The organism is uncultured Sphingomonas sp., from assembly GCF_913778135.1.
In the GTDB taxonomy this organism is placed as follows: domain Bacteria; phylum Pseudomonadota; class Alphaproteobacteria; order Sphingomonadales; family Sphingomonadaceae; genus Sphingomonas.
The window spans coordinates 1-25,743 of record NZ_CAJYVU010000028.1; the positions used below are offsets into that span (position 1 = coordinate 1).

Here is a 25,743-nt window from a genome sequence, read left to right on the forward strand (position 1 = left end):
GACCGATGTCATGCGCGAGGCACAGCGCCTCCGTCAGATCCTCGTTGAGCCCAAGCGCGCGCGCGATCGTGCGGCCGATCTGCGCGACCTCGATGCTGTGCGTAAGCCGTACGCGGAAATGGTCGCCGTCCGGCGCCATGAACACCTGCGTCTTGTGCCGCAGCCGACGAAAGCTGATCGAGTGGATGATGCGGTCGCGGTCGCGCTGAAACGCGTCGCGCGGACCGCGTTCGGCCGCACCCGGTTCCTCGTGCAGCCGCCCGCGACTGCGTTCGGGCCGCGAGGCCCAAGGGGCGAGTTCGCTCACGCGGCCGTCACGAACGCGCTGCTCACTTCTCACCCAGTTTGGTCATCTTCTGCCCTGCTTCGCTGGTGAAGGTGAAGGCCGAAACGCCGTCCTTCGACAGCTTGTTGACCATCGCCTGCGCCTCCTCCTGCGTCTTGAACGGGCCGGTCACGACGCGGTTGGTCGCACGAAGCGGGGTGGTGTAGCCGGTGCGGCTGGCGAGAGCAGCGGACTTGCCGCGAACGTTCTTCCACGCCTTTTGCAGATCGCCCTGCGTTGCGCCGCCCGCGACCTGAACCCAGTAACGCTCGGGCTGCGCGCGTGCCGCCTTCTTTTCCGCCGCTTCCGCCTTGGCATCGGCGAGCGCCTTGGCATCCGCCTTCGCCTTTGCCGCCGCCTGTTTCGGCGTCAGCTTCGGCTCCTCCTTCTTGCGGGCTCCGCGGCGGGTCGTCGCAGCGGTGTCGTCGGCCGCGTCGGTCTCCGCGACCTCCTGCGTCACCTTGCCACGTCGCGAGCGAACCGGCGCAGCACTGGTGCTCGCGACTTCCTTGCGCGGGTTGGACTTGGTTGCGAAGTCGGTGGTTTCGGCCGAAGCAACACGGCGACCGCGCGGAGCCGCGCCGGTGGCCGCAACGCGCTCACGCCGGCGCTCGACGGCCGCAGGATTGTTCTCGGCGGCGACGGCGGCCTCGTCGATCGTCGTGGTCGCACCCGACTGCCGCGCGGCACCGGGCATCGGCGCGACACCGAGTTCCGACGCGGGGATCGAGATGTTGGCGACGATCCGCGCGAGGATCGTGTCCTCGTTCTCGAGCCGTGAAGGCGTGGATGGCACTGGCTGAACCGTCGACTGCGTCGGAACGGGTGCCGTCGTCGTCGCGCTGGCGAGCTGGACCGGCGCTGCCGCTACGTTGGTCGCCGGTGCCGCAGCGCGCTCGCCACCTGTCATCGCGCTGGCCGCAACTGTCGGCGTCGGCGTCGGCGCAGGCGATGCGGCGCTGCCGATCTGAGCCGGCGAGGCTACCGTGTTTGCGGCGACTTGCGTCGGCGCAGATGCCGGCACCTGCGCGCGGATCGCAGCATTCGCCTGTGACGCGGCCGTGACTGGCGCGCTGCTGGCGACTGCAACCGGAGCACTTGCCGCGGGCACGATGGTGCGCGTCTCGGCCGCTCCAACGAGGCTTGCCACCGGCGTAGAAGTGCTACCGACCGGACCCGCCACATAGCCGGGACGGGTAGCGGGGAGCACCTGCGCGACCTGCGTCGGGGCCGAGGCGACCGGCGCAGGCGACGAGGGCTGGCCGGCGGGCGCGGATTGGGTGACGGGCAGCGGCTGGACCGTGCGGCTCGTCGCGGCGACCTGCTCGCCCGGCGAGGGCATTCGCGCCGCGCTCGTCGTCGACGCGCGCGAGTCGCGACCGCGTCGGCGGTCAACGCTCGTACGCTGCGGAACAGCCATCCGACTTGCGACCTGAACACCCGAGCCGCGCGCGTAAGCGTCGGGCGCAAGTGCTGGCAACGGCGGTACCAGCCGCGCATCGGCGATCCGCTCGGGCGTGGGGGTCACCTCGCCGAAATGGACTGCGAAGGCGCGATCGGCGGGGGAAAGCGTCGGCAGCCGGGTAAAGAAGGCGGCGAGCCCACCCGCCATCCCCGCCGGCATCATCGTCGTCGCGATCCTGTTGGCGCCGCTCGCGTCGCCGTTCATCGCTAGAATAAATGCGCGCGCGCGCCATGCACCGCGGTCGCTCTTGCGCAGCAGCGCGTCGATCTGCTCCAGCGCCTCGTCCTTGCGGCCCGAGATGCCCAGCGACAACGCGTAGCGGCGCCGCACCTCGTCCTCATTGTCCTGACCCGGCCGTGCCAGCGCCTGACGATAGTCGCGCTGTGCGCGCTCCTGCTCGCCGATCAGGTCATAGGCCAGCCCGCGGTCGTCTGCGAAGGTGGTCGGCGACAGACCGGCGCGTTCCGCCTGCGCGAAATAGCGCAAGGCCTCGCCCGGATGCTCCCCGTTGACGAGGATGCGCGCAATGCCGGCCTGGACACGCGCGTTGTTGGGATCGACCTGCGACGCGCGCTTGTAGAGCGAGGCGGCGGCGGTGGTGTCGCCGAGCTTGGCCGACAGGTCACCCGCATCGACCAGCGCGTTCACGTCACGCGGGTTGCGCCCGATCTGCCGGACAAGATCGGCCAGTTTGTCGGCGTCGGTGGTACCCGGCAGCGGCTGCACCACGGCCTGCGCGGCGAGCGGAAGCGGGAGCGCGACGCCGGCGAGCAGCAGCGACGCGGAATAAAGCATCGGTAAACGCATGTCGTGAAATGCTAGAGCCGCTGGAACCTTGCGCGGCAATGACGCGCATCAAGCCGTGCGGCGAAACGAGGCGCCACGGCGACGAATATCGAAAAAAACGATGGACCAAACCGGCTGCCGCGACACGAGGCACGCGGCAGCCGAGGAATGTCACTGGTTGTTCTGGCGGTGCAGGAAACGCGGCAGATCGGAACCCGGCGTGTCGCTCGGCGCGTCGCCCCCCGTTCGCGGCGCCCCGCGCGTCGCGTTCTGCATCCGTTCGAACAGCGTGCCGCCAAGCTTCACCCGCGGCTGCGGCGGCGCTTCTTCAGCACCATCGGGGGCCAGGAAGCGACGACGCGGCGCGCTCTGGTCGCCGCCGTCCTGCGGCGCGACCGGCTGCGGCACGTTGCCCTGCTCGGGCAGGATCGCCTCGGAACCGAGCAGCAACTCGTCGTCGCTCGCGTTCGACGCGGTATCGACCTGGTTCTGCGGCATGACACCTTGCGCCAGCGCATCGCGCTCCGGCGTCGGAGCGGCGGCAGGCGGCTGCTGCTCGTAACTACGCGGTGCAGCCGGGGCGGCCGGCGTAGGTGCCGCCGGAGCGGGTGCTGGCTGATACCCCTGCTGCGGCGCGCTATGGCTCGGCGCCGGTGCTGCCGCGTAGCTCTGCTGCGGAACAGCCGGCGCGGGCGCAGGTGCCGCCGGCTCGGCACGACGCGGCGCGGAGAAGCTGAACGGACGCGCAGGCTCGCTCTGCGTCGGCGCGGCGGCGGTGCTGCCGGGCTTGTCGGGCGCACCCGCGCTCTCGATGCCGGTCGCGACGACCGAGACGCGAATCTTGCCTTCGAGATCGGGATTGAACGCCGAACCCCAGATGATGTTGGCGTCGGGATCGACAAGCTCGCGAATGTGGTTGGCCGCCTCGTCGACCTCTAGCAGGCGCATGTCCTCGCCGCCGGTGATCGAGACGATGACGCCCTTAGCCCCCTGCATCGACACGCCGTCGAGCAGCGGGTTGGCGATCGCCTTTTGCGCGGCAATGATCGCGCGGTCGTCGCCGTCGGCCTCGCCCGTGCCCATCATCGCCTTGCCCATCTCCTGCATCACCGAGCGGACGTCGGCGAAGTCGAGGTTGATGAGGCCGGGCATGACCATCAGGTCGGTGATGCCGCGGACGCCCTGTTGCAGCACCTCGTCCGCCATCTCGAACGCCTGCTTGAACGTCGTGTTGGCGTTGGCGACCAGGAACAGATTCTGGTTGGGAATAACGATCAGCGTGTCGACGAACTTCTGCAGCTCCTCGATGCCGGCATCCGCTGACTTGCCGCGGCGATTGCCCTCGAAACTGAACGGCTTGGTGACGACACCAACGGTCAGGATGCCCATGTCGCGCGCCGCCTTGGCGATTACGGGAGCCGCACCGGTGCCGGTGCCGCCGCCCATGCCCGCCGCGATGAAACACATGTGGCTGCCCTCGAGCAGACGCGAGAGGTCGTCGATCGACTCCTCCGCCGCCGCGCGACCGATCTCGGGCCGCGCGCCCGCACCCAGACCGCCGGTGATCTTGGTGCCGAGCTGGATCTTCTGCTCCGCCTCCGACGAACGCAGCGCCTGCGCGTCGGTGTTGGCGACGAGGAAGTTCACGCCCTGCACGTCCGCGCGCATCATGTTCGCGATCGCGTTGCCGCCCGCGCCGCCGACGCCGACAACGGTGATGCGCGGCGTCAGATCGTCGACGTCGGGCGCAATGAATTCGATGCTCATCGCCTGTTTACTCCGGTCACAAGCCCCCGCTTTTCTGATTGTGAACGGGGCGTTGGCTTATTTTTCACATGGATGGTCAACGCACCAGCGAAAACCCACCCGAATCGACAAATGGTACTAATAATTCGCTCTTGCGGCCTGGATCAGCCGGCGCAACCCGCGCCAGCCCTTGCTGCGGTGAACGGTCTGCTGCCTGGGCGCGACACCGCGCAGGTCGATCGGATCGGCCGCGGCAAAATAGGCGAGGCCCGCGAGCGTCGCGAAACCCGGACCTGAATGCGCCTCGGGCAGGTTGGTCAACCCGCGCGGACGCCCGACGCGCACCGAGCGGCCGAGGAGTTGCTGCGCGTAGTCGGCGATCCCCTTCAACTCCGCACCGCCGCCGGTGATGACGACCTGCCGCCCGACCGGGCCCTCGAAGCGCAATTCCTTCAACGCGGCCTGAACCTCGTTCATCAGCACCTCCAGCCGCTGACGGATGACCGCGATCAGCGCCGCCTTGGTAATCTGAAGCGAATCATTGTCCTCCGCCTCGCTGCGTTCACGGATCGTCACCATCTCGTGATTGTCGCGCGGCGACGCATTGGCGGAACCGTGGAAGCATTTGATCCGCTCGGCCTGCAACCGCGTCGTGCCGAAGGCGGAGGCAATGTCGTCGGTGATGTCGGCGCCGCCGATCGCGATCGACTTCAACCCGACCAGCATCTCGCCCGCGAACAACGACACGTTGGTGATGCCCGCACCGATCTCGACCAGCGCAACGCCGAGATCGCGCTCCTCCTGCGTCAGGCAGGCGAGCCCGGTCGCCACCGGGGCGGCGATGATCGACTTGACCTCCAGGTGCGCCGAACGGACGCACAGGTCGAGGTTGCGCACCGGCGAACCGTCGGCGGCGATGACGTGGATGTGCACGCCCAGCCGGTCGGCATGAAGTCCGAGCGGCTTCTTGACGCCGTTCAGCCCGTCGAGCGTGTAGAGCGCCGGTTGCGCGTGCAGCACCATGCGACCCTGCGGATCGATCGCCTGACGGCCTTCCTGCAACAATGCGTCGATGTCGGCCTGCTCGATGCGCGTGCCGCCCAGTTCCGCCTCGATGAACGCCTCATCGCTGACCAGGCCGCCGGCGGAGAAGCCCGCCCACACATTCTCGATCGCGACTCCCGCGACGCGCTCGGCCTGCTCAACCGCCTCGCGCACCGCCACCTCGGTCGCGCCCATGTCGGCGATGTAGCCGCGCTTGACGCCACGGCTCTCGCGCTGGCCGGTGCCGAGCACGATCAGTTCGCCGCCATCGCCCTTCTGCGCGATCATCGCCGACACCTTCGACGACCCGATGTCGAGCGCGGTGATCAATCCTTCCGGTGCCGGTTTCGCCATCTGCCCTGCCCCCTGTTCCCGCCTCAGACGTTTCCGGCAGCAAGCGGATGCACCGCCCGCGCCTCGGACGTCTCGGGCGCGTCGTCTGCCCGCGCCGCTTGCGCATCCTGCCCCGGTTTGCGCGCGACGAGCTTGGCCGGATCGCGCATGTCGAACCGGAGCCACCCCTTGCCGAGCAGCGGGCTGGCGCGTTCCATGTCCGCGAACCTGACCAGTGCCGCCTGCGCACCCTCCTGCGGCAACGCCAGCGTCTCGCCGGTCGTGAAGGTCAGGTCCCAGCGGCGATTGCCGACCCACGCAGCCGCTTTCACACGACGTCGCAGTGCCGGTGCCGCTGCCAGCAGCGCCTGATATGCCGGCTCTTGCCGGTCGGCGCCGGGGCCGATCACGAGCGGCAGATTGGGCATGTTCGCACGGTCGACCGGGGCGAGCAGCCGTCCGGTCGCATCGATCAGCGTCAACTGGCCATTGTCCTGCCACACCGCCGCCGGTTCACGCTCGGTCACGTGGATCAGCAACCGGTCGGGCAGCCGCCGCGATACGTAGGCGTCCTCGATCCAGCCGTAGGCGAGCAGCCGCTGCCGCACCGCCTCCAAATCAAGTCGCAGCATCGCGCGTGAAGGCTGTTCGAGCGCGACGGCGTAGACCGTTTCACGGTCCATCCGCTTCAGCCCCGTGATGTCGACCTGCTCGACCCGGAGCCCAGCCTGCGCGGCCGTTTCCGCGACGCCGATGCCGATTGCCGAAGGGATGCCGATCCAGCTCGCGACCGCGATTGCCGCCGCACCGCCTGCGCCCAGCAGCGTCCAGGTGACCGCGCGCCGCAGGAATGCCTCGTTGAACGGCAGCTTCGCCACCATCCGCTGACCGAACGTCTTCTTCGGCGCAGGCTTGCGGCGGTTGACGGTGCGGCGCGGCCCTCCTGCCGGCTCACGGCGGATCGTGCGGCTCATGGCGCGCGCTCGCCCGAACGCTCACGCGCATCGCGCAACGCCTCGTCGACGATCGCCTGGACGAGTTCGGGGTAGCTCATGCCCGTGTGCCGCGCCTGTTCGGGGACGAGGCTCAAGGGCGTCATGCCCGGCTGGGTGTTGACCTCGAGAAGGAACAGCCCGTCGACGCCGCGATCGTCATCCCAGCGGAAGTCCGACCGGCTCGCGCCGCGGCATCCGAGCAGGCGATGAGCGTCGACCGCCAGCGCCATGCACGCGCTCGTGATCTCGTCTGGGATCGGCGCGGGAAACAGATGCTCGGTCATGCCATCGGTGTATTTGGCGTCGTAGTCGTACCAGCCCGACTTTGGCCTGAGTTCAGTGACACCCAGCGCACGCGGGCCGTCGGCACCGCCCAGCACTGCCGTCGTCAGCTCGCGCCCGCGCACATATGGCTCGGCGAGCAGTTCGTCGAACTCGGCCCACGGACCCTTCGCATCGCGCGCGATCGGGTTCCCGTAATTGCCTTGATCCGTCACGATCGCGACGCCCACCGACGAGCCTTCGTTGACGGGCTTGAGCACATAAGGCCGCGCGAGCGGATCGGCCTCAAACACCTCCGATGACTTGACGATGCGGCCGCCGGGCATCGGTATGCCGTGCGGCACCAGCGCCTGCTTGGTCAGCACCTTGTCGATCGCGATGACCGAAGTGGCCATCCCGCTATGCGTGTAGGCCACGCCCATCAGGTCCATCAGCCCCTGAACGCTGCCGTCTTCGCCGGGGGTCCCGTGTAGTGCGTTGAAGACGAGGTCCGCATCCGCCTCGGCCAGTCGCTTGGCGACGTCGCGTCCCATGTCGATCCGCGTCACGCGATGTCCGAGCGACTCGAGCGCCTCCGCCACACCTGCGCCTGACGACAGCGACACGTCACGCTCGGCCGACCAGCCGCCCATCAGCACCGCGATGTGCAACGCTTCGCTCATGCCTGCACGCCCACCCGCTGTATCTCCCACTCGAGCGTCACGCCGCTGTTCGCCTTCACCGCCGCACGCACCTCCTCGCCCAGCGCCTCGATGTCGGCGCTGGTCGCCTGCCCGACGTTGAGCAGGAAGTTGGTGTGCTTGTCACTTACCTGCGCATCCCCGCGGCGCCTGCCCCGGCAGCCGGCCTGATCGACCAGCGCCCACGCCTTTTGCCCGTCCGGGTTCTTGAAGGTCGAGCCACCGGTCTTCGACCTGAGCGGCTGCGACGCCTCGCGCGCGGCGGCGATGCGGTCCATCTCGGTCTGGATCGCCGCGGGCTCGCCGGGCGTGCCGCGGAACGTCGCGGCGATCACCACCGCGCCGTCCGGCAGCGCGGAGTGTCGGTAGGTGTACCTCAGATCGCCGAGCGACAGCGTCTGCCGCTCGCCCGAGCGCAGCACGACCTCCGCATGGACCAGCACGTCATTCACCTCGCGGCCGTAGGCGCCGCCGTTCATCCGCACGAACCCGCCGACCGTGCCGGGGATCGAGCGCAAAAACTCGATCCCCGCCAGACCCGCGTCACGCGCAGTCGAGGAAACGAGGATACCGCTCGCGCCACCGCCGCAACGTAGCGTCGTCGCGTCCACCGCCTCGACCCGCGCGAACGGCTTGCCCAGCCGGATCACCACGCCCGGCACGCCGCCGTCACGCACGATCAAATTGCTGCCGAGTCCCAGCGCCATTACCGGCACCGCGGGGTCGAGATCGCGCAGGAACGCCGCCAAATCTTCGGCGTCGGCGGGCTCGAACAGCCACTCCGCCGCCCCGCCCGCCTTGAACCAGACGAGCGGCGCCAGCGGTGCTTGCGGCGTCAAACGACCGCGCACGCTCGGCATCGTGTCGGACAAGGAGGTGGCGACCACGCTCACCGGCGCGCTTCGATCGCGAGGGCGAGCCCGGCGGCCCACTTCGTGATGTCGCCCGCGCCGAGGCAGATTACCTGATCGCCGCCGCGCACTTCGCGCGCCAGCGCGTCGGCGAGCGCGTCGGCGTCGGCGACCGTCTGCACGTCGCGGTGCCCGCGCCGGCGCAAGCCGGCGACCAGCGCGTCGGCGTCGACGCCCTCGACCGGCGCCTCGCCCGCGGCGTAGACGGGCGTGACGTACACTGCATCGGCGTCGTTGAACGCGCCCTGGAAATCCTCCATCAAATTGCCCAGCCGGGAATAGCGGTGCGGCTGGACCACGGCGATTACGCGTCCCTGTGCCGACTCGCGCGCGGCGGCGAGCACCGCGCGGATCTCGACCGGGTGGTGGCCGTAATCGTCGATGATCGTCGCGATGCCCTCGCCGGTTGGCACCTCGCCGACCTTGGTGAAGCGTCGCTTGACCCCTCCGAACTTCTCAAACCCGCGCTGGATCGTCGTGTCATCGATCCCGAGCTCGAGCGCGACGCCGATCGCGGCGAGCGCGTTCTGCACGTTGTGGCGTCCGGGCATCGGCAGGTCGATCCCCTCGATCGAACGCGTCGTGCCGTCGCGCGATCGGATCAGCGCCTCAAAGCGATTTCCGCCGGGATAGGGCGACACGTTGACGCCGCGCACGTCGGCAGAGGCTGCGAAGCCATAGGTAACGATGCGGCGGTCACGCACGCGCGGGATCAGCGCCTGCACCTCGGGGTGGTCGAGGCATAGCAGCGCCGCGCCGTAGAAGGGCACGTTCTCGACGAACTCGACATAGGCGTCCTTGGCGCGCTCGAAACTGCCGTAATGGTCGAGGTGCTCGGGATCGATGTTGGTCACGACCGCGATCGTGCCGTCGAGCCGCAGAAAGCTACCGTCGCTCTCGTCCGCCTCGACCACCATCCAGTCCGATGCGCCCAGCCGCGCATTCGAGCCGTAGCTGTTGATGATCCCGCCGTTGATGACGGTCGGATCGACGCCGCCCGCGTCGAGCAGCGCCGCGACCATCGAGGTGGTCGTCGTCTTGCCGTGCGTGCCCGCCACTGCGACGGTGGATTTCAGCCGCATCAGCTCGGCCAGCATCTCGGCGCGCCGCACGACGGGCACGCGGCGGTCGAGCGCCGCCTCCACCTCCGGGTTGCCACGCTTCACTGCGGTGGAGGTGACGACCACGGCGGCATCGGCGACGTTCTCGGCCGCGTGGCCGATCGTGACCTGAATCCCGCGCGCGCGCAGTCCCTCGACGACATAACCTTCCGCCACGTCGCTGCCCTGCACTGAATAGCCGAGGTTGTGCATGACCTCGGCGATGCCCGACATGCCGATGCCGCCGATGCCGACGAAGTGGATCGTGCCGATGTCGGTCGCGACGCCCTTCACGCAAAAGCCTCCTTGTGCTGCACCCGCCCGACGTGGACCGGCGCGCGCGGCGCGTCGAGGCTTTCGACCAGATCGGCCATGTCGCTGACCGCATCCGGCATCCCGCAGGCACGGGCGCGACCGGCCGCATTCTCCAGCGCGGCAGGATCGAGCCCTAGCTTCTGCATCTGCTTGGCGAGTTCGGTCGGGGTGAAGCGCGGCTGCGGGATCGTGCGCGCGCCGCCCGCCTCGGTGATCGCGCGCGCGTTGGCGGTCTGATGGTCGTCGGTCGCACCCGGCAGCGGGACGAGGATTGCAGGACGGCCCGCGGCGGTCAACTCGGCGATCGTTGAGGCACCCGCGCGCGCGATGACTAGGTGCGCCCAGGCAAGCTGCTCGGGCATGTCGGGCAGATAGGTCGCGAGATCGGCGGCGATGTCGAGCGAAGCGTATTTCTCGCGCGCAGCGTCGATGTCCTCGATTCGCGCCTGGTGCGTCACCTGCAAGCGGCGACGGAACGCGACCGGCAGCATCGCGAGACCGTCGGGTACGACCTGGCTCAGCACGCTCGCGCCCTGGCTACCGCCGGTGACCAGCACGCGGAAGATGCCGTCCTCCTCCAGCAGCGGATACGGCCGGCTGCGCAAACTGAGCACCGCCTCGCGCACCGGATTGCCGACAAGGTGCACCTTGTTCGCATAAGCCGGCTTCAGCCGCTCGGTCGCCGGATAACTCGTCGCGATCGCATCGACGCGGCGCGCGACGAGGCGATTGACGCGGCCGAGCACGGCGTTCTGCTCGTGCACCGCGGTCGGGATGCGACCCGCGAACGCGGCGGACAGCGCCGGGAATGCGGGGTAGCCGCCGAAGCCCACCACCGCGGCGGGCTTAAGCGAACGATACAGCTCGCGCGCGGTGCGGCGGCCCTCCACCATCTGCCGCGCCGCCTTTGCCCAGCCAACCGGCCCGCCGGCGAAGCGCCCCGCCGGAATGACGTGCGTTTCGACCCCGTCGAACAGACCGGGAAAGCGCACGCCGCGCGCGTCGCTGACCAGCGCGACGCGGTGGCCGCGGCGCATCAGCTCGGCCGCGAGCGCGGCGGCCGGCACCATGTGGCCGCCGGTCCCTCCGGCGGCGAGGACGAACGAGCGCGCGCGCGTCACGCGGCGTTCCAGCGGTTGATATAAGGACTACGCATCAGGAATGGGTTGCGCCGGGTGAACGCCAGGAGCAAGCCCATCCCGATCGACAAAGCGACCATCGACGACCCGCCATAGCTGATGAACGGCAGCGTCATGCCCTTCGACGGCGCCAGCCCGGTGTTGACCGCCATCGAGACCAGCGCCTGCGCGCCGAACTGTACCGCCAGACCCGAGGCGGCGAGCAGCTTGAAACTGTCCTGCTCGTCCAGCAGCTTGACGAACACGCGCACCACGATCGCGAGAAACACAAGCGCGACGATCATGCACGCGATCAGGCCGAACTCCTCACCGATGACGGAGAAGATGTAGTCGGTGTGCGCCTCGGGCAGGCCGAACTTGGCGGTGCCGCCGCCCGGACCGGTGCCGAACCAGCCGCCAGCGGTCAGCGTATTGTGCGCGGCATTGGTCTGGAAATGGTCGGACGCGCCCTCGCCCTCGATGCCGGGGAACAGGAACGCGTCGATGCGCGCGCGCGCCGTACCGTAGAAGGTGTAGGCGGCGACGAGGCCCACCGGCACCATCGCCAACAGCCCGATAATCGTGCGCGTCGGCGTTCCCGCGATGACGATCAGCGCGAGCCAGATCGAGCAGAAGATGATTGTCTGCCCGAAATCGGGCTGCATCATCAGCAGCAGCGCGACCAGCCCGGTCAGCCCGGCGGTGATGACCGTCGCGGGCAACTCCTCGTCGCGCGCCTTCAACGACAACAGATAGGCGACCGTCACGACGAAGAAGGGTTTCAGGAACTCCGACGGCTGGAACTGCGCGAAGCCGAAGCCGATCCAGCGCCGCGCACCGTTGACGGTCATGCCGACGAACGGCGTGACGGCGAGCAGCGCGACGCAGATCCCGGCGCCGACCAGCGACATGCGTCGCGCCAGCGTGACCGGCAACATCGACACGCCGAACAGCACCGGCAGCGCGACTGCAACCCAGATCACCTGACGCCAGAAATAATGCAGCGGCGTAAACTTCACGTGCTCACCCGAATAGCGCACCGCAGTGGCAGGCGATCCGGCGGCGACCGCGATCAGCCCGATCGCGATCAGAAACAAGGCCAGCAACAGCAGCACGCGGTCGATGTCCCAGAACCACGTGCCGAGCGGCGACGGATCGCCGCGCCCGCCGCGCCCCTGCAACCGCCCACGGCGGATCGCCTGCATGTCGTTCATGGCCGTGCCCCTACGCCGTACAAACCCGATCCGCGCATCATGCCGCCCCCGTCATGCGAGCGCCTCGACCGCTTCGCGGAAGGTGCGACCGCGATGCTCGTAGTCGCGGAACTGATCGAACGAGGCGGCGGCGGGCGACAGCAGCACGACATCGCCGCGCTCCGCCTCCCGCGCGGCGAGCTTCACGGCGCGTTCCAGCGTCTCGACCTCGGCAACGGGCACGTGCGGGCGCAGCAGGGCGGCGAAGCGAGGGCCCGCCTCGCCAATCGTATAGGCGCGCGCCACGTGGCTCAGATGCGCCATGCACGCGTCGAGGTCGTCACCCTTCGCGCGCCCGCCGACGATCCAGTGGACGCGCGGGAAGGCCGCGAGTGCGGGCGCGGTGCTCTCTGGATTGGTTGCCTTGCTGTCATCGTACCAGGTGACACCGTTCAAGGTCGCGACCCGCTCCATGCGATGCGGCAGGCCGGTGAAGCTGGCGAGGGCCTGCTCGATCACGTCATCCGCGATGCCGAGCGCACGCGCGACTGCGACCGCGGCGGCGGCGTTCTGCGCATTGTGCGGGCCCTGCAAAGCGGGCCAGCCCGACTGATCGACGCTCGCGTCGACGTCGAGGCGGATCGCGCGTGCGCCGAGTTCATCGGCGATCCGCGCCGACGTGGCATCGCCGGTGCCGACGACCGCGACATGGCCTGGCGACTGCATCGCGAACAACCGCGCCTTCGACGCCGCATAGGCCTCGAACCCGTCGTAGCGGTCGAGATGATCGGGCGTGACGTTGAGCAGCACCGCGACATCGCAGTCGAGCGTCTCGGTCAGGTCGATCTGGTAGCTGGACAGCTCCAGCACGTAGACGCCACCTTCGGGCAGCGGCTCCTGCCCGAGGATCGGCAACCCGATGTTGCCGCCCATCAGCACCGGCAGTCCTGCGACCTCGCAGATGTGGCGGACGAGCGCGGTGGTGGTCGACTTGCCGTTGGTGCCGGTGATCCCGACGACCTTGTGCGGCGGCAGCTCGGCGCGGCCTTGCGCGAACAACTCGATGTCACCGACGATAGGAACTCCCGCCGCACGTGCCTTGGCAGCAAGCAGGTGCGTGTTGAGCGGCACGCCAGGCGAGACGACCAGCGCATCGAAGCTTGCGAGGTCGAGCGTATCGAGATCGGCGATCTCTACGCCCGCTAGACCTTCACGCTTGCTCTCGTCGCTGTCCCACGCCACCACCTCAGCGCCGGCCGCGACCAGCGCGCGCACGGTCGCCGCGCCCGAGCGCGCGAGCCCGAGCACGGCGTACCGTTTCCCCGCCCAGGCGCGCGACGTAATCACCGCAGTTTCAGCGTCGACAGGCCGGCGAGCGCCAGCACCAGGCTGATGATCCAGAAACGGATCACGACGGTCGGCTCGCTCCAGCCGAGCTGCTCGAAATGGTGGTGGATCGGCGCCATGCGGAACACCCGCTTGCCCGTCCGCTTGTAGACGAACACCTGGATGATAACCGACAACGCCTCGACCACGAACAGCCCGCCGATGATGCCAAGCACGATCTCATGGTGCGCGACCACTGCCATCGTGCCGAGTGCACCGCCGAGCGCCAGGCTGCCGGTGTCGCCCATGAACACCGCGGCGGGCGGCGCATTGTACCACAGGAACGCGAGGCCGGCGCCCACGACAGCGCCGCAGAAGATCGCGAGCTCACCCGCGCGCGGCACGTGCGGGATGCCGAGATAATCGGCAAACTTCACGTTGCCCGCCAGATAGACGATCACCATGAACGCAACCGAGGCGATGATGACGGGCATCGTCGCAAGGCCGTCGAGACCGTCGGTCAGGTTCACCGCATTGCCGAACGACACGATCACGAATGCGGCGAAGATCGGGTAAAAATATCCCAGGTCGATGTAATAGCGGTTGGTGAATGGCAGGAAGAGCCCCGAGCCGTTCTCCTGCATGATGATCCACGCCGCGACCCCCGCGATCAGGAATTCGAGCAGCAGCCGGACACGTCCGGGTACGCCGGCGGTGCTCGCCTTTCGCACCTTGTCATAGTCGTCGAGGAATCCGATCGCGCCGAACCCCAGCGTCACGAACGCGCACGCCCAGACGAACGGATTGCGCAGATCCATCCACAACAGCATCGCCAGCGACACGCTGGTCAGGATCATCAGCCCGCCCATCGTCGGCGTTCCGCGCTTGGCAAGGTGCGTCTGCGGACCGTCGGCGCGGATCGGCTGTCCCTTGCCCTGCCGCACGCGCAACCAGCCGATGAACTTCGGCCCGATGATCAGCCCGATCAGCAGCGCGGTCGCGACCGCCGCGCCGGTACGGAACGACTGGTAGCGGATGAGGTTGAGCAGACCCGGAAAGCCGAGGTGCTGCGCGATCCAGTAGAGCACTCAATTAACCCCGTTCGAGAGACCAGCGACGACGCGCGCCAGTCCCACCCCGTTCGACCCCTTGACGAGTACCGCATCGCCCGGCGCGATCACACGCGACACATGTTCCAGCGCGGCAGCGGCGTCGGGCACATGAACGAAATCAACCGTTCCCTCAAGCGCTTGCGCGAGCGGGCGCATCGCTTCGCCGACCAGCACGGCCGCCTCGACGCGCGCGGCGATCACCGCGGGCGCCAGGCCGGCATGATAATCGGCGCTCTTGGCCCCCAGCTCGCGCATTTCACCCAGTACCGCGACGTGTCGGCCCGGCTGGTCGGCCAGCACCGCCAGCGTCGCGGCGACCGAGGCGGGGTTGGCGTTGTAGCTCTCGTCGATCAGCAAGGCGTGGCCTCCGCCCACCGCGATCCGGGTCCGCGCACCGCGCCCGGCGAGCCCGCCCAGCTCCGCCAGTGCGAGCCCGGCTAGCGCCAGATCGCCGCCGACCGCATCGACCGCGGCGAGCACCGCCAGCGCGTTCGACACCCAGTGCGCGCCCGCCTGCGACACGGTCAGGCCCAGTTCGTGCTCGCCGACGCGCGCGGTGACGAAGGTGCCGCCGTTGCTCGAACGCGCCATCTCCAGCGCGTGAACATCCGCCGCGCGATCGAGCCCAAAGGTCACGATCCGCTCGGCGTAAGGCCGAGCCGCGGCGATCAGGCGATCCCGATGTGGACTGTCGTAGGGGACGATCGCGACCCCGCCCGGCTCCAGCCCCTGGAAAATCTCGCCCTTCGCGTCGGCAATCGCGGCCTCGTGCGGGAAGAACTCGGTGTGCGCGGGAGCGATCGCGGTGACCAGCGCGACGTGAGGGCGCACCAGCGTCGTCAAATGCGCGAGTTCGCCCGGATGGTTCATCCCCATCTCCAGCACCGCATAGTCACTGTCACTCGGCATGCGCGCGAGGCTCAGCGGTACACCGGTGTGGTTGTTATAGCTCTTGACCGAGCAATGCGCCTTCGTTGCCGGCGAACGATCGAGCGCGGCGAACAGCGCCTCCTTGGTCGAGGTCTTGCCGACCGATCCGGTGACGCCGATCACCTTGCCCGTGACCCGCGCGCGCGCGGCACGGCCGAGGTCCTCGAGCGCGGCGAACGTGTCGGCCACCTGAACCGCGGGCTGCGGCGTCTCACGCGACACGAGCGCGCCTGCCGCCCCTTGCGCAAACGCCTGATCGAGGAAGCGGTGACCGTCGGTCGTCTCCCCGGTGAGAGCGACGAACAGGTCGCCGGGGCCGACCTCACGCGAATCGAACGCGACGCCCCCGTTCACGGAATTGGCGACCGCGAAGTCGGCGTTCGCGCGGCCCTTCGTGGCGGTAGCGATTTCGGCGGCGGTCCACAGGCTCATGCCGCGACCTCGCGCGCGACCGCCACGTCGTCGAACGGCAGCACCATGTCGCCGACGATCTGGCCCTGCTCGTGGCCCTTGCCGGCAATCAGCACGATATCGTCGACGCGTGCGATCTCGACCGCGCGCGCGATCGCGGCGCGGCGGTCGCCGATCTCGGTCGCGCCCACCGCACCCTCCAGCACGTCGCGCCGGATCGCGGCGGCATCCTCGCCGCGCGGATTGTCGTCGGTCACGATTACCACGTCGGCCTCGTTAGCAGCCACCCTGCCCATCGGCACGCGCTTGCCCTGGTCCCGGTCCCCGCCCGCACCGAAGACGAGGATCAGCCGGCCGGCGACATGCGGGCGCAAAGCCGCGATCGCTGCCTCGAGTGCGTCCGGGGTGTGCGCGTAATCGACGTAGATCGGCGCACCCGACTTGGCGATCGCCGCGCGCTCGAGCCGCCCGCGCACCGGCTGCAGCCGCGCGAGTCCCTTGAGCGTCGCGGCCGGCTCGCCACCCGTCGCTATGACCAACGCCGCCGCGACCAGCGCATTCGCCGCCTGATATCCGCCGATCAGCGGCAGGTCGACGTGGTGCTCAACGCCGTCCGCGGTCGCGATGACCAGCCCCTGCCCCAGCAGCGTCGGCGCGCGCGAAACGAGGCGCAAATCGTCGCCGTGCTCGCCCACCGTCATCACGCGATTGCCGCGCTCGCGCGCCAGATCGATCACGCGCTCCGACTGCGGATCGTCCGCCCACACCACTGCCACGCCGTTGTCTGCCAGCACTTCGGAGAAAAGCCGCAGCTTGGCGGTGAAGTACGCCGCCATGTCGCCGTGATAGTCGAGGTGGTCGCGGCTCAAATTGGTGAACGCGGCGGCTGCCACCCGCAGCCCCTCGGTGCGATACTGGCTCAATCCATGGCTCGACGCCTCGAACGCCAGATGCGTCACGCCTTCGCGCGCCAGTCCGGCGGCGTTCGACAGGAAGGTGACGACGTCGGGCGTGGTCAGCCCGGTCACGACGCGCTCGTCGGCGGTGGTGACGCCCAGCGTCCCGACCGAGGCGGCATGATGCCCCGCCATGCGCCACAATTGCCGCGTCATCTCGACGGTAGAGGTCTTGCCGTTCGTACCCGTCACCGCGACCGTGGCGTGTGGGAACGGCGCGAAGAAGCGCGCGGCGAGCTTCGCGAAACACTCGCGTGGCGAATGATCGGCGATGTGGACCGCGCCCTCGACCCGCACCTCGGGTCGCGCGACGATCGCCACGGCGCCCGCCTCGATCGCGGCGGGGATGAAATCCTCGCCGTTCACGCGTGCGCCCTTGAACGCACCGAAAATCGTGCCCGGCGCGACCTTGCGATGGTCGATTGCAAAGCCGGTGACGGTCGCGTCGCCCGCCTCGCCGGCCTGGTCGGTCAGGGCCGACAATCTCATCCAACCGACCCCTTTATCGTTCAAACCCGTGCAACCCTCGGCTCCTGCCCGCGCCTCGCGCGGTCACTGCCCGCCGCTCGTCGGCGCGCGTGAGGGGTCCTGCCACAATGTCGGCAGAATGTCAGACACGTCAACGTCGCGGTGATCGTCAGGCGTTACGCCCAGCATCGCGCCGATTCGCGCGATCGTGCGACCGACCACCGGCGCCGCGTTCCACGCCGCGGTCTTCCAGCCGTACGTCTCCTTGGTGCCGAGCGGCGAGTCGAGCATTGCGACGACGACGTAGCGCGGCGCGTCCATCGGGAAGGCGGCGGCGAAGGTCGCGACGTTGCGCGACCGGTCGTACCCGCCGGCGACCGCGGCCTCGGCGGTGCCGGTCTTGCCGCCGACGCGGTAGCCCGGCGCATCGCCCTTGCGCCCGGTGCCGCGCATCACGACCAGCCGCAGCATCTGGCGCATCCGCGCGCTCGTCGCCTCGCTGATGACGCGCCGTCCCGCGACCTGGTGGCCGGGTGCGACCTTCAGCAGCGTCGCCGGGCGCCACGTGCCTCCATTGACGAGCGCAGCGTAAGCGCTGGCGAGATGCAGCGGAGTTACCGCGATGCCGTGGCCGTAGGCGGTGGTCATCGTCGTCGTGCGCGCCCAGTAGCTCGGCAGCAGCGGGCGGCCTTTCTCGCGCAGTTCGATGTCGGGCGGCGTGTCGAAGCCCAGCTTCTTGAACATCGCCTGCATCCGCGCCGGCCCGACCTCGTCGGCGACGCGCGCGGTGGCAACGTTGGAGGAATAGATCAGCGTCTCGGCCATGTTGAGCCAGCGCTTCGGATCGCCGCGCTCGTCGTGGATCGTGAAGCGGCCGACCTGCAGCGGGTGCGTGGCATCGAACCGCCGCTCCATCGAGGTCACGACGCCGTTCTCAATCGCGGTCGCCATCGTGATTGGCTTGAAGGTCGAGCCGAGCTCGAAGACGCTCTGCGTCGTGATGTTGCGCAGCTCGTCGGTGCCCGCGCGGCCGACGCGATTGGGGTTAAAGGTCGGCAGCGACACCATCGCGATCACCTCGCCGGTCGCGACGTCGAGCACGATCCCGCCGCCGCCGCGCGCGGAGAAGGTCGTCATCGCACGGCCAAGCTCGCTCTCCATCGCCGCCTGTGCGCGGCTGTCGATCGACAGCTGGACCGGCTTCGCCTCGGTCGCAGGGTTGGTCAGCCGCTCGTTCAGCGCACGCTCGATCCCGCTCATGCCGGTGCCGTTGCTGATGAAGCCGAGCACGTGCGCCGCAAGCGAGCTCTGCGGATAGAGCCGCTGCGTCTCGCGCTCGAACACGATGCCGGGCTCGCCGATCGCGTTCACCGCCTCGACCAGCGCGGGGCTGGCGCGACGGTTCAGGTAGGCGAAGCTCGACCGCTTGGTCAGCTGCGCGTAGAACCACGCCTGATTGCCGCGGTCGGGCATCAGGTCCGCCAGCCGCTGCGCGATCTCGGTCGGGTCGCCGATCAGCTTGCGCGGGTGTACCGCAATCGTCCAGGCGTCGATCGTCCGCGCGAGCGGCTGTCCGTTGCGGTCGACGATGTCGCCGCGCGGCGCGGTCAGCTTGTTGGCGACATCCTCGCCGCCCGTCGACAGGACGCCCAGCAGGAACAGCCGCGCGATCACCGCCAGCACGCCGGCGGCGAACAGCAACATCAGCACCATCAGGCGCATATGCTGCGTCGCGACCAGTGCGTGGCGTTGGTCGACGTTTCTGGTCTGGCGGATCGGGCGGGCGACCAGCGTGGTCACCGCAAGCGGCTCCGCTCCGCGCGCGCACCGCTGGCGAGGTCGCCGAGCGTTCCGGCACTCAGCAGCGAATTGTCGACCATCGCGACCGACCGGACATTGCGATCGACGCGCGGCCGCTCATCGGCGTGTGCGATCGCCTGTCGGATCAGCACGCGCGCGGCCGCGACTGCCGGTGCCGGACGCGCCGCCGGGGTTGCGGGCACGACATGGGCAATGTGCACCGCATCGTAGCGGGGTGCGCTGACGGGCTTGTTGATCACCGCCTTGACGATGGTCGGCGCTGCGTTGCCGGTCGATGCGGGCGGAGCGACGGTCAGCGGCGAGGACGGCACGATCAGCGACGCGGTCTGCACCCCGCCCGACTGACCCGGCTGCAACGGCGTCATGTCGCGCGGCGACAGGCTGGCGAGCGTGGTCTCGTCACGAACGAATTGCTGCGTGGTCGGCACGGTCAGCGCCAGCGTGTTGCCGTTCCAGCGTTCCAATTGGACCAGGTTGGCGCGTACGTCGAACTCGGTTTCCAGCGCGCGGATGTCGCGCTCTGCGCTCGCGATCTTGACGTCGACCTGCTGCAATCGCTTTCGCTCGGCCGCGACCTGCGACGAGACAAGGTAGAAGCCGATTGCGACCAGCGCGCAGCTCGACAGCCACCCGAGCCCTTTCAAGCGGTACAATGCTACCACGACACGTCTCCAACACGCTGAACAGATGCCGCGGTACGTCGCGCGGCACGAAGAGTGGCGGAACGAGCGCGCGGGTTCGCCGCCAGCTCCGCCTCGCCCGCGCGAACAGCGCGGGACAGATTGTCGAACGCCGCGGGCAGCGGCACCGCCGCCATCGGCAAGTGACGCGATCCCGCGGGCGCAGCCCCGCCACGCTCGCGGAGGAACCGCTTTACCATGCGATCCTCCAGGCTGTGGAAGCTGACCACCGCCAAACGACCGCCCGGTGCCAGCACGCGCTCGGCAGCAGCGAGACCGTCGGCCAGCTCGTCCAGCTCGCGGTTGACGTGGATGCGCACTGCCTGGAACGCACGGGTCGCCGGGTCCTTCTTCTCGTGCGGACGGTGACCCAGCGCGCGGCGGACGACGCTCGCGAACTGCGCCGTCGTCGTAAGCGGACGCGACGCCACGACCGCGCGTGCGACCCGCCGCGACTTCGGCTCGTCGCCGTAGCGGTAGAGCACGTTGGCAATTTCTTCCTCGTCGGCCGTGTTGAGGAAATCGGCCGCACTTGGCCCGTCCTGGCTCATCCGCATATCGAGCGGACCATCGGTCTGAAACGAGAAGCCCCGCGCCGCCTGATCGAGCTGCATCGAGGAGACGCCCATATCCATCGTCACACCGTCAACCGGTAGCTTGCCGCGCTCGGCCAACGCCTGCTCCATTGTCGAGAAGTCGCCGGCGATCAGCGTCAGCCGCGACTCGGCCGCCTCGAGCACGCGACCCGCCCGAATCGCGTCGGGGTCGCGGTCGAACGCGATCACTTCGGCTCCGGCGGCGAGCAGCGCGCGCGTGTAGCCGCCCGCACCGAAGGTCGCATCGACGTGACGCTCACCCGGGGCGGGGGCGAGTGCGGCGATCACCTCGTCGAGCAGAACGGGGATATGCGGGGATTGGCGGTTCACGTCGCCCGTCACGTGGTTAGTCACGTCATCGGTCACAGGGCGATGCCCTTTTCTTCGCAGGTGAACTCGACGAACTCGCGGATGAACGGGTCGACGTCGTCGTTCTCCAGCAGCAGCGCGGGCGACCAGATCGTGACCCAGTTGAACGAACCCAGGAACACCGCGGCGCCACCGATCCGGGCGTAACGGCGCTCGAACGCGGGCATGATGAAGCGGCCTGACCCGTCGAACGGCAGCGGCTCGGCAGCGCCAGCGCGATCGAGGATGTTCCAGTCGGTGCGACCGTCCTTCAACTCGCCCGCCGCCTCGCGTGCTTCCAGCTTGGCCTTGTGGATCGGCACGAAGCCGGGATCGTAGGCGATCAGGCAGCGATATTGCGGGTGTGCGGCAATGATGACGGTGCCGCCGTCCTTGCCATCGTCGCGCGGACTGTTCTTCGCGAGGGCGGCGCGCAGGCTATTGGGAATCGCGACACGGCCCTTGTCATCGACAAGACCGAGCCCCTTTCCCTGATAGTCCACCCGTTCGGCCACGCTTACCTCGCACTCGGGGTACAAGACCGCGCTGCCCGCCGAGCGACCATCGCCGCCTGACGCTCAAGCCTGTCTGTCTACAACGTTGGTGCTGCCCCCAATGTTGGAAATTGATGTAGCGCAGTCTGATTGGGAGCGGAAGGGATTTCCGGGGAATTTCGGGGAAATCACGTAAGACTTTGGAATAACGTGGCGCGTACGTCGCATGCCCACTTTCGTTTATGATTTGTTCCAACAATGCTTCTCTAACGCACGTTACTTACTCGGTAATTAGGTCAGAGAGCGTACCCGAATCCAGTTGCAGCAGTATAAGCAAGAGTGCGGGTCGCGAGCCAACGCTTCAGCTTCAGCGCGGGTCGGCCGCCGCTGCGCTGTTAGCGATGCTGGGCGTGACACCAAGCTCGGCCAGGGGTTCGTTGCCAGCCGTCGGCACCGCGGCGGGTGCCCCCGCTCGCGCGATCACGCCCGCTCCGGCATTGGCAGCAGGCGTCACCGGCCGTTCGCGCGAGACGGTCGAGAAGATCGCGCTGGCCAGACCGATCAGCAGCACGACCGCGGCCAGGCCGATCATACCGACGCGCACGCGCTGCCGCGCCTGATCGGCCAGATAACGGGAGTTCGGTTGCTGCTTCATTCGATCGCGCGGTGATAACGGATTACCGCGCGCGTGTCGAACCGCGTCATGCGGCGCGGTGGAGCCCCTTGGCTTCGAGCCACGCCGGATCGTAGAGCGTCGACAGATACCGGAATCCGGTGTCGCACAGGATCGTCGCGACGCGCTTGCCGGGACCCAGGTGCCGCGCCAGCCGCACCGCACCGGCGACGTTGATCCCCGACGACAGCCCCAGGCATAGCCCCTCCTCGCGCAGCAGCCGATCAACCCAGTCGAGCCCCTCCTGGTCGGAGATGCGGAACTGCGTGTCGATCGGCGCGCCCTCGAGATTGGCGGTGATCCGTCCCTGCCCGATCCCTTCGGCGACGGACGATCCCTCCGACCGCAGTTCGCCGTGCGCATAATATTCGTACAGGGCCGCGCCGTGCGGGTCGCTGAGCGCGATGCAGACGCGCTCGTCCTTGGCCTTCAAACCCAGCCCCACGCCCGCGATCGTGCCGCCGGTGCCAGCCGCGCAGGTAAAGCCGTCGACGCGACCCTCCATCTGCGCCCAAATCTCCTCCGCCGTGCCGGTGATGTGCGCGCGGCGATTGGCGATATTGTCGAACTGGTTGGCCCAGATCGCACCCGGCGTTTCCTCCGCTATCCGGCGCGAGGTGTGCACGAAATGGCACGGCGACGAATAAGGCGCGGCCGGCACGGTCACCAGTTCGGCGCCGAGCGCGCGGAGTGTGTCCATCTTCTCCTTCGACTGCGTGTCGGGCATGACGATGATCGTGCGGTAGCCCTTCGCGTTGGCGACCAGTGCCAGCCCGATCCCGGTATTGCCCGCCGTCCCCTCCACGATCGTGCCGCCGGGCGCCAGCATCCCACGCGCCTCGGCGTCCTCGACGATCGACAGCGCGGCACGGTCTTTGACACTTGCGCCTGGATTGGTGAACTCGCACTTGCCGAAGATGTCGCAGCCGGTCGCTGCACTCGGGCCAGCCAGGCGAACGAGGGGCGTGTTGCCGATCAGGGCCAGGGTATTCGGGGTCGTATCCATCGCAACCACATAGGTGGTGTGCCGCGGCCGCCGCAAGCAAGCATGGCTTGGGTGACGCGAAGCGCCCCAACTCTTCCTGGGCTACCCTGCGGTACCACGGCAAAGTTTGAATAATTATGTCGCAGCGCGGCACGGACCTTGACCTATTATGCCGCATGAGCGAAGCGCCGCCGCGCTATGGTAAACCGCCTTCTCCTCCCCGCCGTTGCCGCTTCGCTGTTCGCTCTTGCCGGCTGTAATTCATCGTCCTCGCCCGAAGTGGTCGATTCCAACCCTGATCCGATGGCCGCGAACCTCGCCAAGGCAGCGCCCGTCGAACTGCCGCCCGCGATCAAGGCCGACAAGACGATGCGCTGCAAGGACAGCAGCTTGGTCTATGTCACCTTCTTCCAGGGCGACAAGCAGGCGGTCGTGCGCACCAAGAAGGACGGCTCGCCCGTCATGCTGAAGGCCGCCGAGGCCGGCAAGCCGCTGACCGCGGACGGTGGCTGGTCGATGACCGGCGACACGACCGAGATCACGCTGACGCAGCCGGGCAAGTCGGCGCTGTCCTGCCACGCCTGAGCGTTCGCAACGTTCGCTTGTCACCGGGCCGCGCCGGGCCTAGCCTGGCGCATCGATGGCGACGATCGCGATCTATTCCCTGAAAGGCGGCGTCGGCAAATCGACGCTCGCCGTCAATCTCGCATGGTGCGCCGCGACGCTGTCGTCGCGGCGCACCTTGTTGTGGGACCTCGATCCGCAGGCCGCATCAAGCTGGATGCTGGGTGAGGACGGCGGCGGCGAGCGCGCGCACGCGGTCTTCTCGCGCCATATCCCACCGTCGCGACTGATCCGGGTCACCACGACCGAGCGGCTTGACCTGCTGCCCGCCGACGCGTCGCTGCGCAACCTGAACCACCTGTTCCGCGCCTTGGCCAAGAAGCGGCGGCTCGCACGTCTGCTCGGCGAGTTGGGCGACCACGACCGCGTCGTACTCGACTGCCCGCCCGGGTTGACCGAAACCGCGGATCAGGTCGCGCGCGCCGCCGACCTGATCGTCGTCCCCGTCGTCCCGTCTGCCTTGTCCGAACGCGCGTGGAGCGAGGTCGACCGTCATCTGGGCGGACGCACGCGCACCATGCCGGTCCACGTCATGGTCGACCGCCGCCGCGCGCTGCATATGGAGGCGCTTGCTCGCCATCCCGACTGGCCGGTCATTCCGATGGCGAGCGTGGTGGAGAGTGCCGCAACCCAACGTCGACCGGTCGGTCATGTCGCGCCGCGCAGTCCCGCCGCCGTAGCGGTCGCCGATTTGTGGAAGAGGATCGAGAAACGGCTCGTTTGATGTTCGAACCGCTCGACCCTGCCATCGTGCTCGGCGCCTATTCAGTCGGCGTCTTTCCGATGGCGGACAGTCGCGATGCGCGCAGCGTCTATTGGGTGGAACCGCGCCGTCGCGCGATCCTGCCGCTGGACGGCTTTCACCTGTCGCGCTCGCTGCGCAAGGTCGTGGTCGCCGACCGCTTCCGCGTCACCGCCGACCGCGCGTTCGGACAGGTGCTGCGCCTGTGCGCCGAGAGCGCCGACGATCGCCCAGAGACGTGGATCAACCGCTCGATCGAACACGCCTTCACCCGACTGCACGAGATGGGTCACGCGCATTCGGTCGAATGCTGGTCGGGCGATGAACTGGTCGGAGGCCTCTACGGTCTCGCAATCGGGCGCGCTTTTTTCGGCGAAAGCATGGTCAGTCGCGCTGCCAACGCATCAAAGGTCGCGATCGCCGCGCTTGTCGCGCGGTTGCGCGCCGGCGGCTACACGTTGCTCGACTGCCAGTTCATGACGCAACACCTCGCCACCTTGGGCGCGGTGGAGATCAGCCGCGTCGACTATATGGCGTTGCTGGCAGCCGCACTCGGCGGCTCGGGCGAGTCATCCGCTTCCGCCGAGGCCGGGGACGGCGACTTCGGCGCGCTCGACCGCTTGGTCGGTAGTGCGGGCGATGACGCCGCGGTCGGCGTCGTGCCGGGGAAGCTCATCGCGCAGCTCTTGGTCCAGACGTCATAGACCGGGTGCAGCACGACGTTCAGCTGCGGCCGCTCCTTGTACAGCCAGCCTGAGAAGACACGCTGCCAGTGACGGTCGATGTTCTGCACGTCCAACTGGACGAACGCGCCGGTCAGCGCCTGCTGCTCCCACGGCGCGGTCTGCTCGCACGCCGACAGGCGCACGATTACGTCGCCCACGCGCACCGCCTGCCCGGGCTTCAATGTCAGGTCGCGGCTGACGCCGTTGCGCTTGTTGAGCAGGCCGATCACCGCGACGCGCTGCGCCATCGGCGTGGTCCCGGCATCGACCGGCGCACCAGTATCGGTCTCGACCACCTCCGAATTGTCGCCTGCAACAGCGTTGGAGGCGGAGCGTGGCGCCGCGGGTACCGCGCGTGTCACCCGCGCCTGTGCAGGCATGGCGTTACGGCCGGACAGGTGATCGTACCCGTACCATGCCGCGCCGGCACCGGCCGCGAGCACCACCAGGCCGCCGATCGCGGCCGCGCGGTTCACGCGTCGGGACTCCACGCCTCGTAATCACCCGTGGCGGATGCGCGATGCCCGCCCTTCTCCAGCGCGCCCGCGGGCCGATAGGC

The 25,743-nt window shown here is 68.6% G+C and carries 23 protein-coding genes and 2 pseudogenes; 3 read left to right on the forward strand and 22 right to left on the reverse strand.

Translation table 11 applies throughout. The features are described from left to right. From QZ847_RS02840 to QZ847_RS02935, 20 genes are all read right to left on the reverse strand, one after another. Positions 1-307, reverse strand: a 307-nt coding sequence (locus QZ847_RS02840; protein WP_294352888.1) for an HD domain-containing protein, incomplete at its 3' end; no start/stop codon positions are given. Positions 308-329: 22 nt separating this feature from the next. Beyond that, entirely contained in the window at positions 330-2,597 is a 2,268-nt protein-coding gene (locus QZ847_RS02845; protein WP_294352889.1) for an SPOR domain-containing protein, read from the reverse strand. Positions 2,598-2,747: 150 nt separating this feature from the next. Further along, complete coding sequence (ftsZ, locus tag QZ847_RS02850) at positions 2,748-4,343, reverse strand: cell division protein FtsZ (protein ID WP_294352891.1); 1,596 nt, start codon at positions 4,341-4,343, stop codon at positions 2,748-2,750. Between the two features lie 117 nt (positions 4,344-4,460). Continuing rightward, positions 4,461-5,720, reverse strand: a complete 1,260-nt coding sequence (ftsA, locus tag QZ847_RS02855; protein WP_294191682.1) for a cell division protein FtsA — start codon at positions 5,718-5,720, stop codon at positions 4,461-4,463. Positions 5,721-5,743: 23 nt separating this feature from the next. Continuing rightward, positions 5,744-6,673: a cell division protein FtsQ/DivIB gene (locus QZ847_RS02860; RefSeq protein WP_294352892.1), complete on the reverse strand. Its 930-nt coding sequence runs from the start codon at positions 6,671-6,673 to the stop codon at positions 5,744-5,746. After that, positions 6,670-7,638 carry a D-alanine--D-alanine ligase gene (locus tag QZ847_RS02865; RefSeq protein WP_294352894.1) on the reverse strand — a complete coding sequence of 323 codons (969 nt, stop codon included), beginning with the start codon at positions 7,636-7,638 and terminating at the stop codon, positions 6,670-6,672. The genes QZ847_RS02860 and QZ847_RS02865 overlap by 4 nt, the downstream gene beginning before the upstream one ends. Further along, positions 7,635-8,549, reverse strand: coding sequence for a UDP-N-acetylmuramate dehydrogenase (gene murB / locus QZ847_RS02870; RefSeq protein ID WP_294352896.1), 915 nt, complete (start codon positions 8,547-8,549; stop codon positions 7,635-7,637). Before murB ends, QZ847_RS02865 begins: the two co-directional genes overlap by 4 nt. Further along, the gene (gene murC, locus QZ847_RS02875; RefSeq protein ID WP_294352898.1) at positions 8,546-9,961 is read right to left on the reverse strand and encodes a UDP-N-acetylmuramate--L-alanine ligase; all 1,416 of its coding nucleotides are present in this window, start codon (positions 9,959-9,961) and stop codon (positions 8,546-8,548) included. Before murC ends, murB begins: the two co-directional genes overlap by 4 nt. Beyond that, positions 9,958-11,103, reverse strand: coding sequence for an undecaprenyldiphospho-muramoylpentapeptide beta-N-acetylglucosaminyltransferase (gene murG, locus QZ847_RS02880; protein ID WP_294352900.1), 1,146 nt, complete (start codon positions 11,101-11,103; stop codon positions 9,958-9,960). The genes murC and murG overlap by 4 nt, the downstream gene beginning before the upstream one ends. Beyond that, positions 11,100-12,314: a putative peptidoglycan glycosyltransferase FtsW gene (locus QZ847_RS02885; RefSeq protein WP_294352902.1), complete on the reverse strand. Its 1,215-nt coding sequence runs from the start codon at positions 12,312-12,314 to the stop codon at positions 11,100-11,102. The genes murG and QZ847_RS02885 overlap by 4 nt, the downstream gene beginning before the upstream one ends. Before the next feature lie 51 nt (positions 12,315-12,365). Further along, a complete protein-coding gene (gene murD, locus QZ847_RS02890) occupies positions 12,366-13,640 on the reverse strand; it encodes a UDP-N-acetylmuramoyl-L-alanine--D-glutamate ligase (RefSeq protein ID WP_294352904.1) in 1,275 nt (424 codons plus the stop codon). After that, positions 13,637-14,707: a phospho-N-acetylmuramoyl-pentapeptide-transferase gene (mraY, locus tag QZ847_RS02895; RefSeq protein ID WP_093005857.1), complete on the reverse strand. Its 1,071-nt coding sequence runs from the start codon at positions 14,705-14,707 to the stop codon at positions 13,637-13,639. Before mraY ends, murD begins: the two co-directional genes overlap by 4 nt. Beyond that, a complete protein-coding gene (gene murF, locus QZ847_RS02900; protein ID WP_294352906.1) occupies positions 14,708-16,093 on the reverse strand; it encodes a UDP-N-acetylmuramoyl-tripeptide--D-alanyl-D-alanine ligase in 1,386 nt (461 codons plus the stop codon). After that, the gene (locus QZ847_RS02905) at positions 16,090-17,517 is read right to left on the reverse strand and encodes a UDP-N-acetylmuramoyl-L-alanyl-D-glutamate--2,6-diaminopimelate ligase (RefSeq protein WP_294352908.1); all 1,428 of its coding nucleotides are present in this window, start codon (positions 17,515-17,517) and stop codon (positions 16,090-16,092) included. Before QZ847_RS02905 ends, murF begins: the two co-directional genes overlap by 4 nt. Before the next feature lie 63 nt (positions 17,518-17,580). After that, entirely contained in the window at positions 17,581-19,296 is a 1,716-nt protein-coding gene (locus tag QZ847_RS02910; protein WP_294192506.1) for a penicillin-binding protein 2, read from the reverse strand. Further along, positions 19,293-19,979: a hypothetical protein gene (locus QZ847_RS02915; protein WP_294352911.1), complete on the reverse strand. Its 687-nt coding sequence runs from the start codon at positions 19,977-19,979 to the stop codon at positions 19,293-19,295. Before QZ847_RS02915 ends, QZ847_RS02910 begins: the two co-directional genes overlap by 4 nt. Further along, the gene (gene rsmH, locus QZ847_RS02920) at positions 19,973-20,923 is read right to left on the reverse strand and encodes a 16S rRNA (cytosine(1402)-N(4))-methyltransferase RsmH (protein ID WP_294352921.1); all 951 of its coding nucleotides are present in this window, start codon (positions 20,921-20,923) and stop codon (positions 19,973-19,975) included. Before rsmH ends, QZ847_RS02915 begins: the two co-directional genes overlap by 7 nt. Positions 20,924-20,955: 32 nt before the next feature. Further along, complete coding sequence (locus QZ847_RS02925) at positions 20,956-21,456, reverse strand: division/cell wall cluster transcriptional repressor MraZ (protein WP_294192509.1); 501 nt, start codon at positions 21,454-21,456, stop codon at positions 20,956-20,958. Positions 21,457-21,802: 346 nt separating this feature from the next. After that, positions 21,803-22,090 carry a hypothetical protein gene (locus tag QZ847_RS02930; RefSeq protein WP_294352912.1) on the reverse strand — a complete coding sequence of 96 codons (288 nt, stop codon included), beginning with the start codon at positions 22,088-22,090 and terminating at the stop codon, positions 21,803-21,805. A 46-nt stretch (positions 22,091-22,136) separates the two neighbouring features. After that, positions 22,137-23,114 (reverse strand): cysteine synthase A, encoded by a 978-nt coding sequence (locus QZ847_RS02935; protein WP_294352914.1) that lies wholly within the window; start codon positions 23,112-23,114, stop codon positions 22,137-22,139. Between the two features lie 177 nt (positions 23,115-23,291). Between QZ847_RS02935 and QZ847_RS02940 the strand changes: the two genes are divergently transcribed. Genes QZ847_RS02940 through aat form a run of 3 tightly spaced genes read left to right on the forward strand, consistent with a single transcriptional unit; the run spans position 23,292 to position 25,163 of the window. After that, positions 23,292-23,678 (forward strand): hypothetical protein, encoded by a 387-nt coding sequence (locus QZ847_RS02940; protein WP_294352916.1) that lies wholly within the window; start codon positions 23,292-23,294, stop codon positions 23,676-23,678. A gap of 55 nt (positions 23,679-23,733) precedes the next feature. Then, positions 23,734-24,441, forward strand: coding sequence for a ParA family protein (locus QZ847_RS02945; protein ID WP_294352917.1), 708 nt, complete (start codon positions 23,734-23,736; stop codon positions 24,439-24,441). Next, the gene (aat, locus tag QZ847_RS02950) at positions 24,441-25,163 is read left to right on the forward strand and encodes a leucyl/phenylalanyl-tRNA--protein transferase (protein ID WP_294352919.1); all 723 of its coding nucleotides are present in this window, start codon (positions 24,441-24,443) and stop codon (positions 25,161-25,163) included. Before QZ847_RS02945 ends, aat begins: the two co-directional genes overlap by 1 nt. Positions 25,164-25,198: 35 nt before the next feature. Here aat and QZ847_RS16995 read toward each other — a convergent pair. Together QZ847_RS16995 and QZ847_RS02960 are read right to left on the reverse strand one after the other, a co-directional pair. After that, a pseudogene (locus tag QZ847_RS16995) lies at positions 25,199-25,564 on the reverse strand (DUF2155 domain-containing protein); the annotation flags it as partial. A gap of 92 nt (positions 25,565-25,656) precedes the next feature. Further along, positions 25,657-25,743, reverse strand: a pseudogene (locus QZ847_RS02960) (NADH:ubiquinone oxidoreductase subunit NDUFA12); the annotation flags it as partial.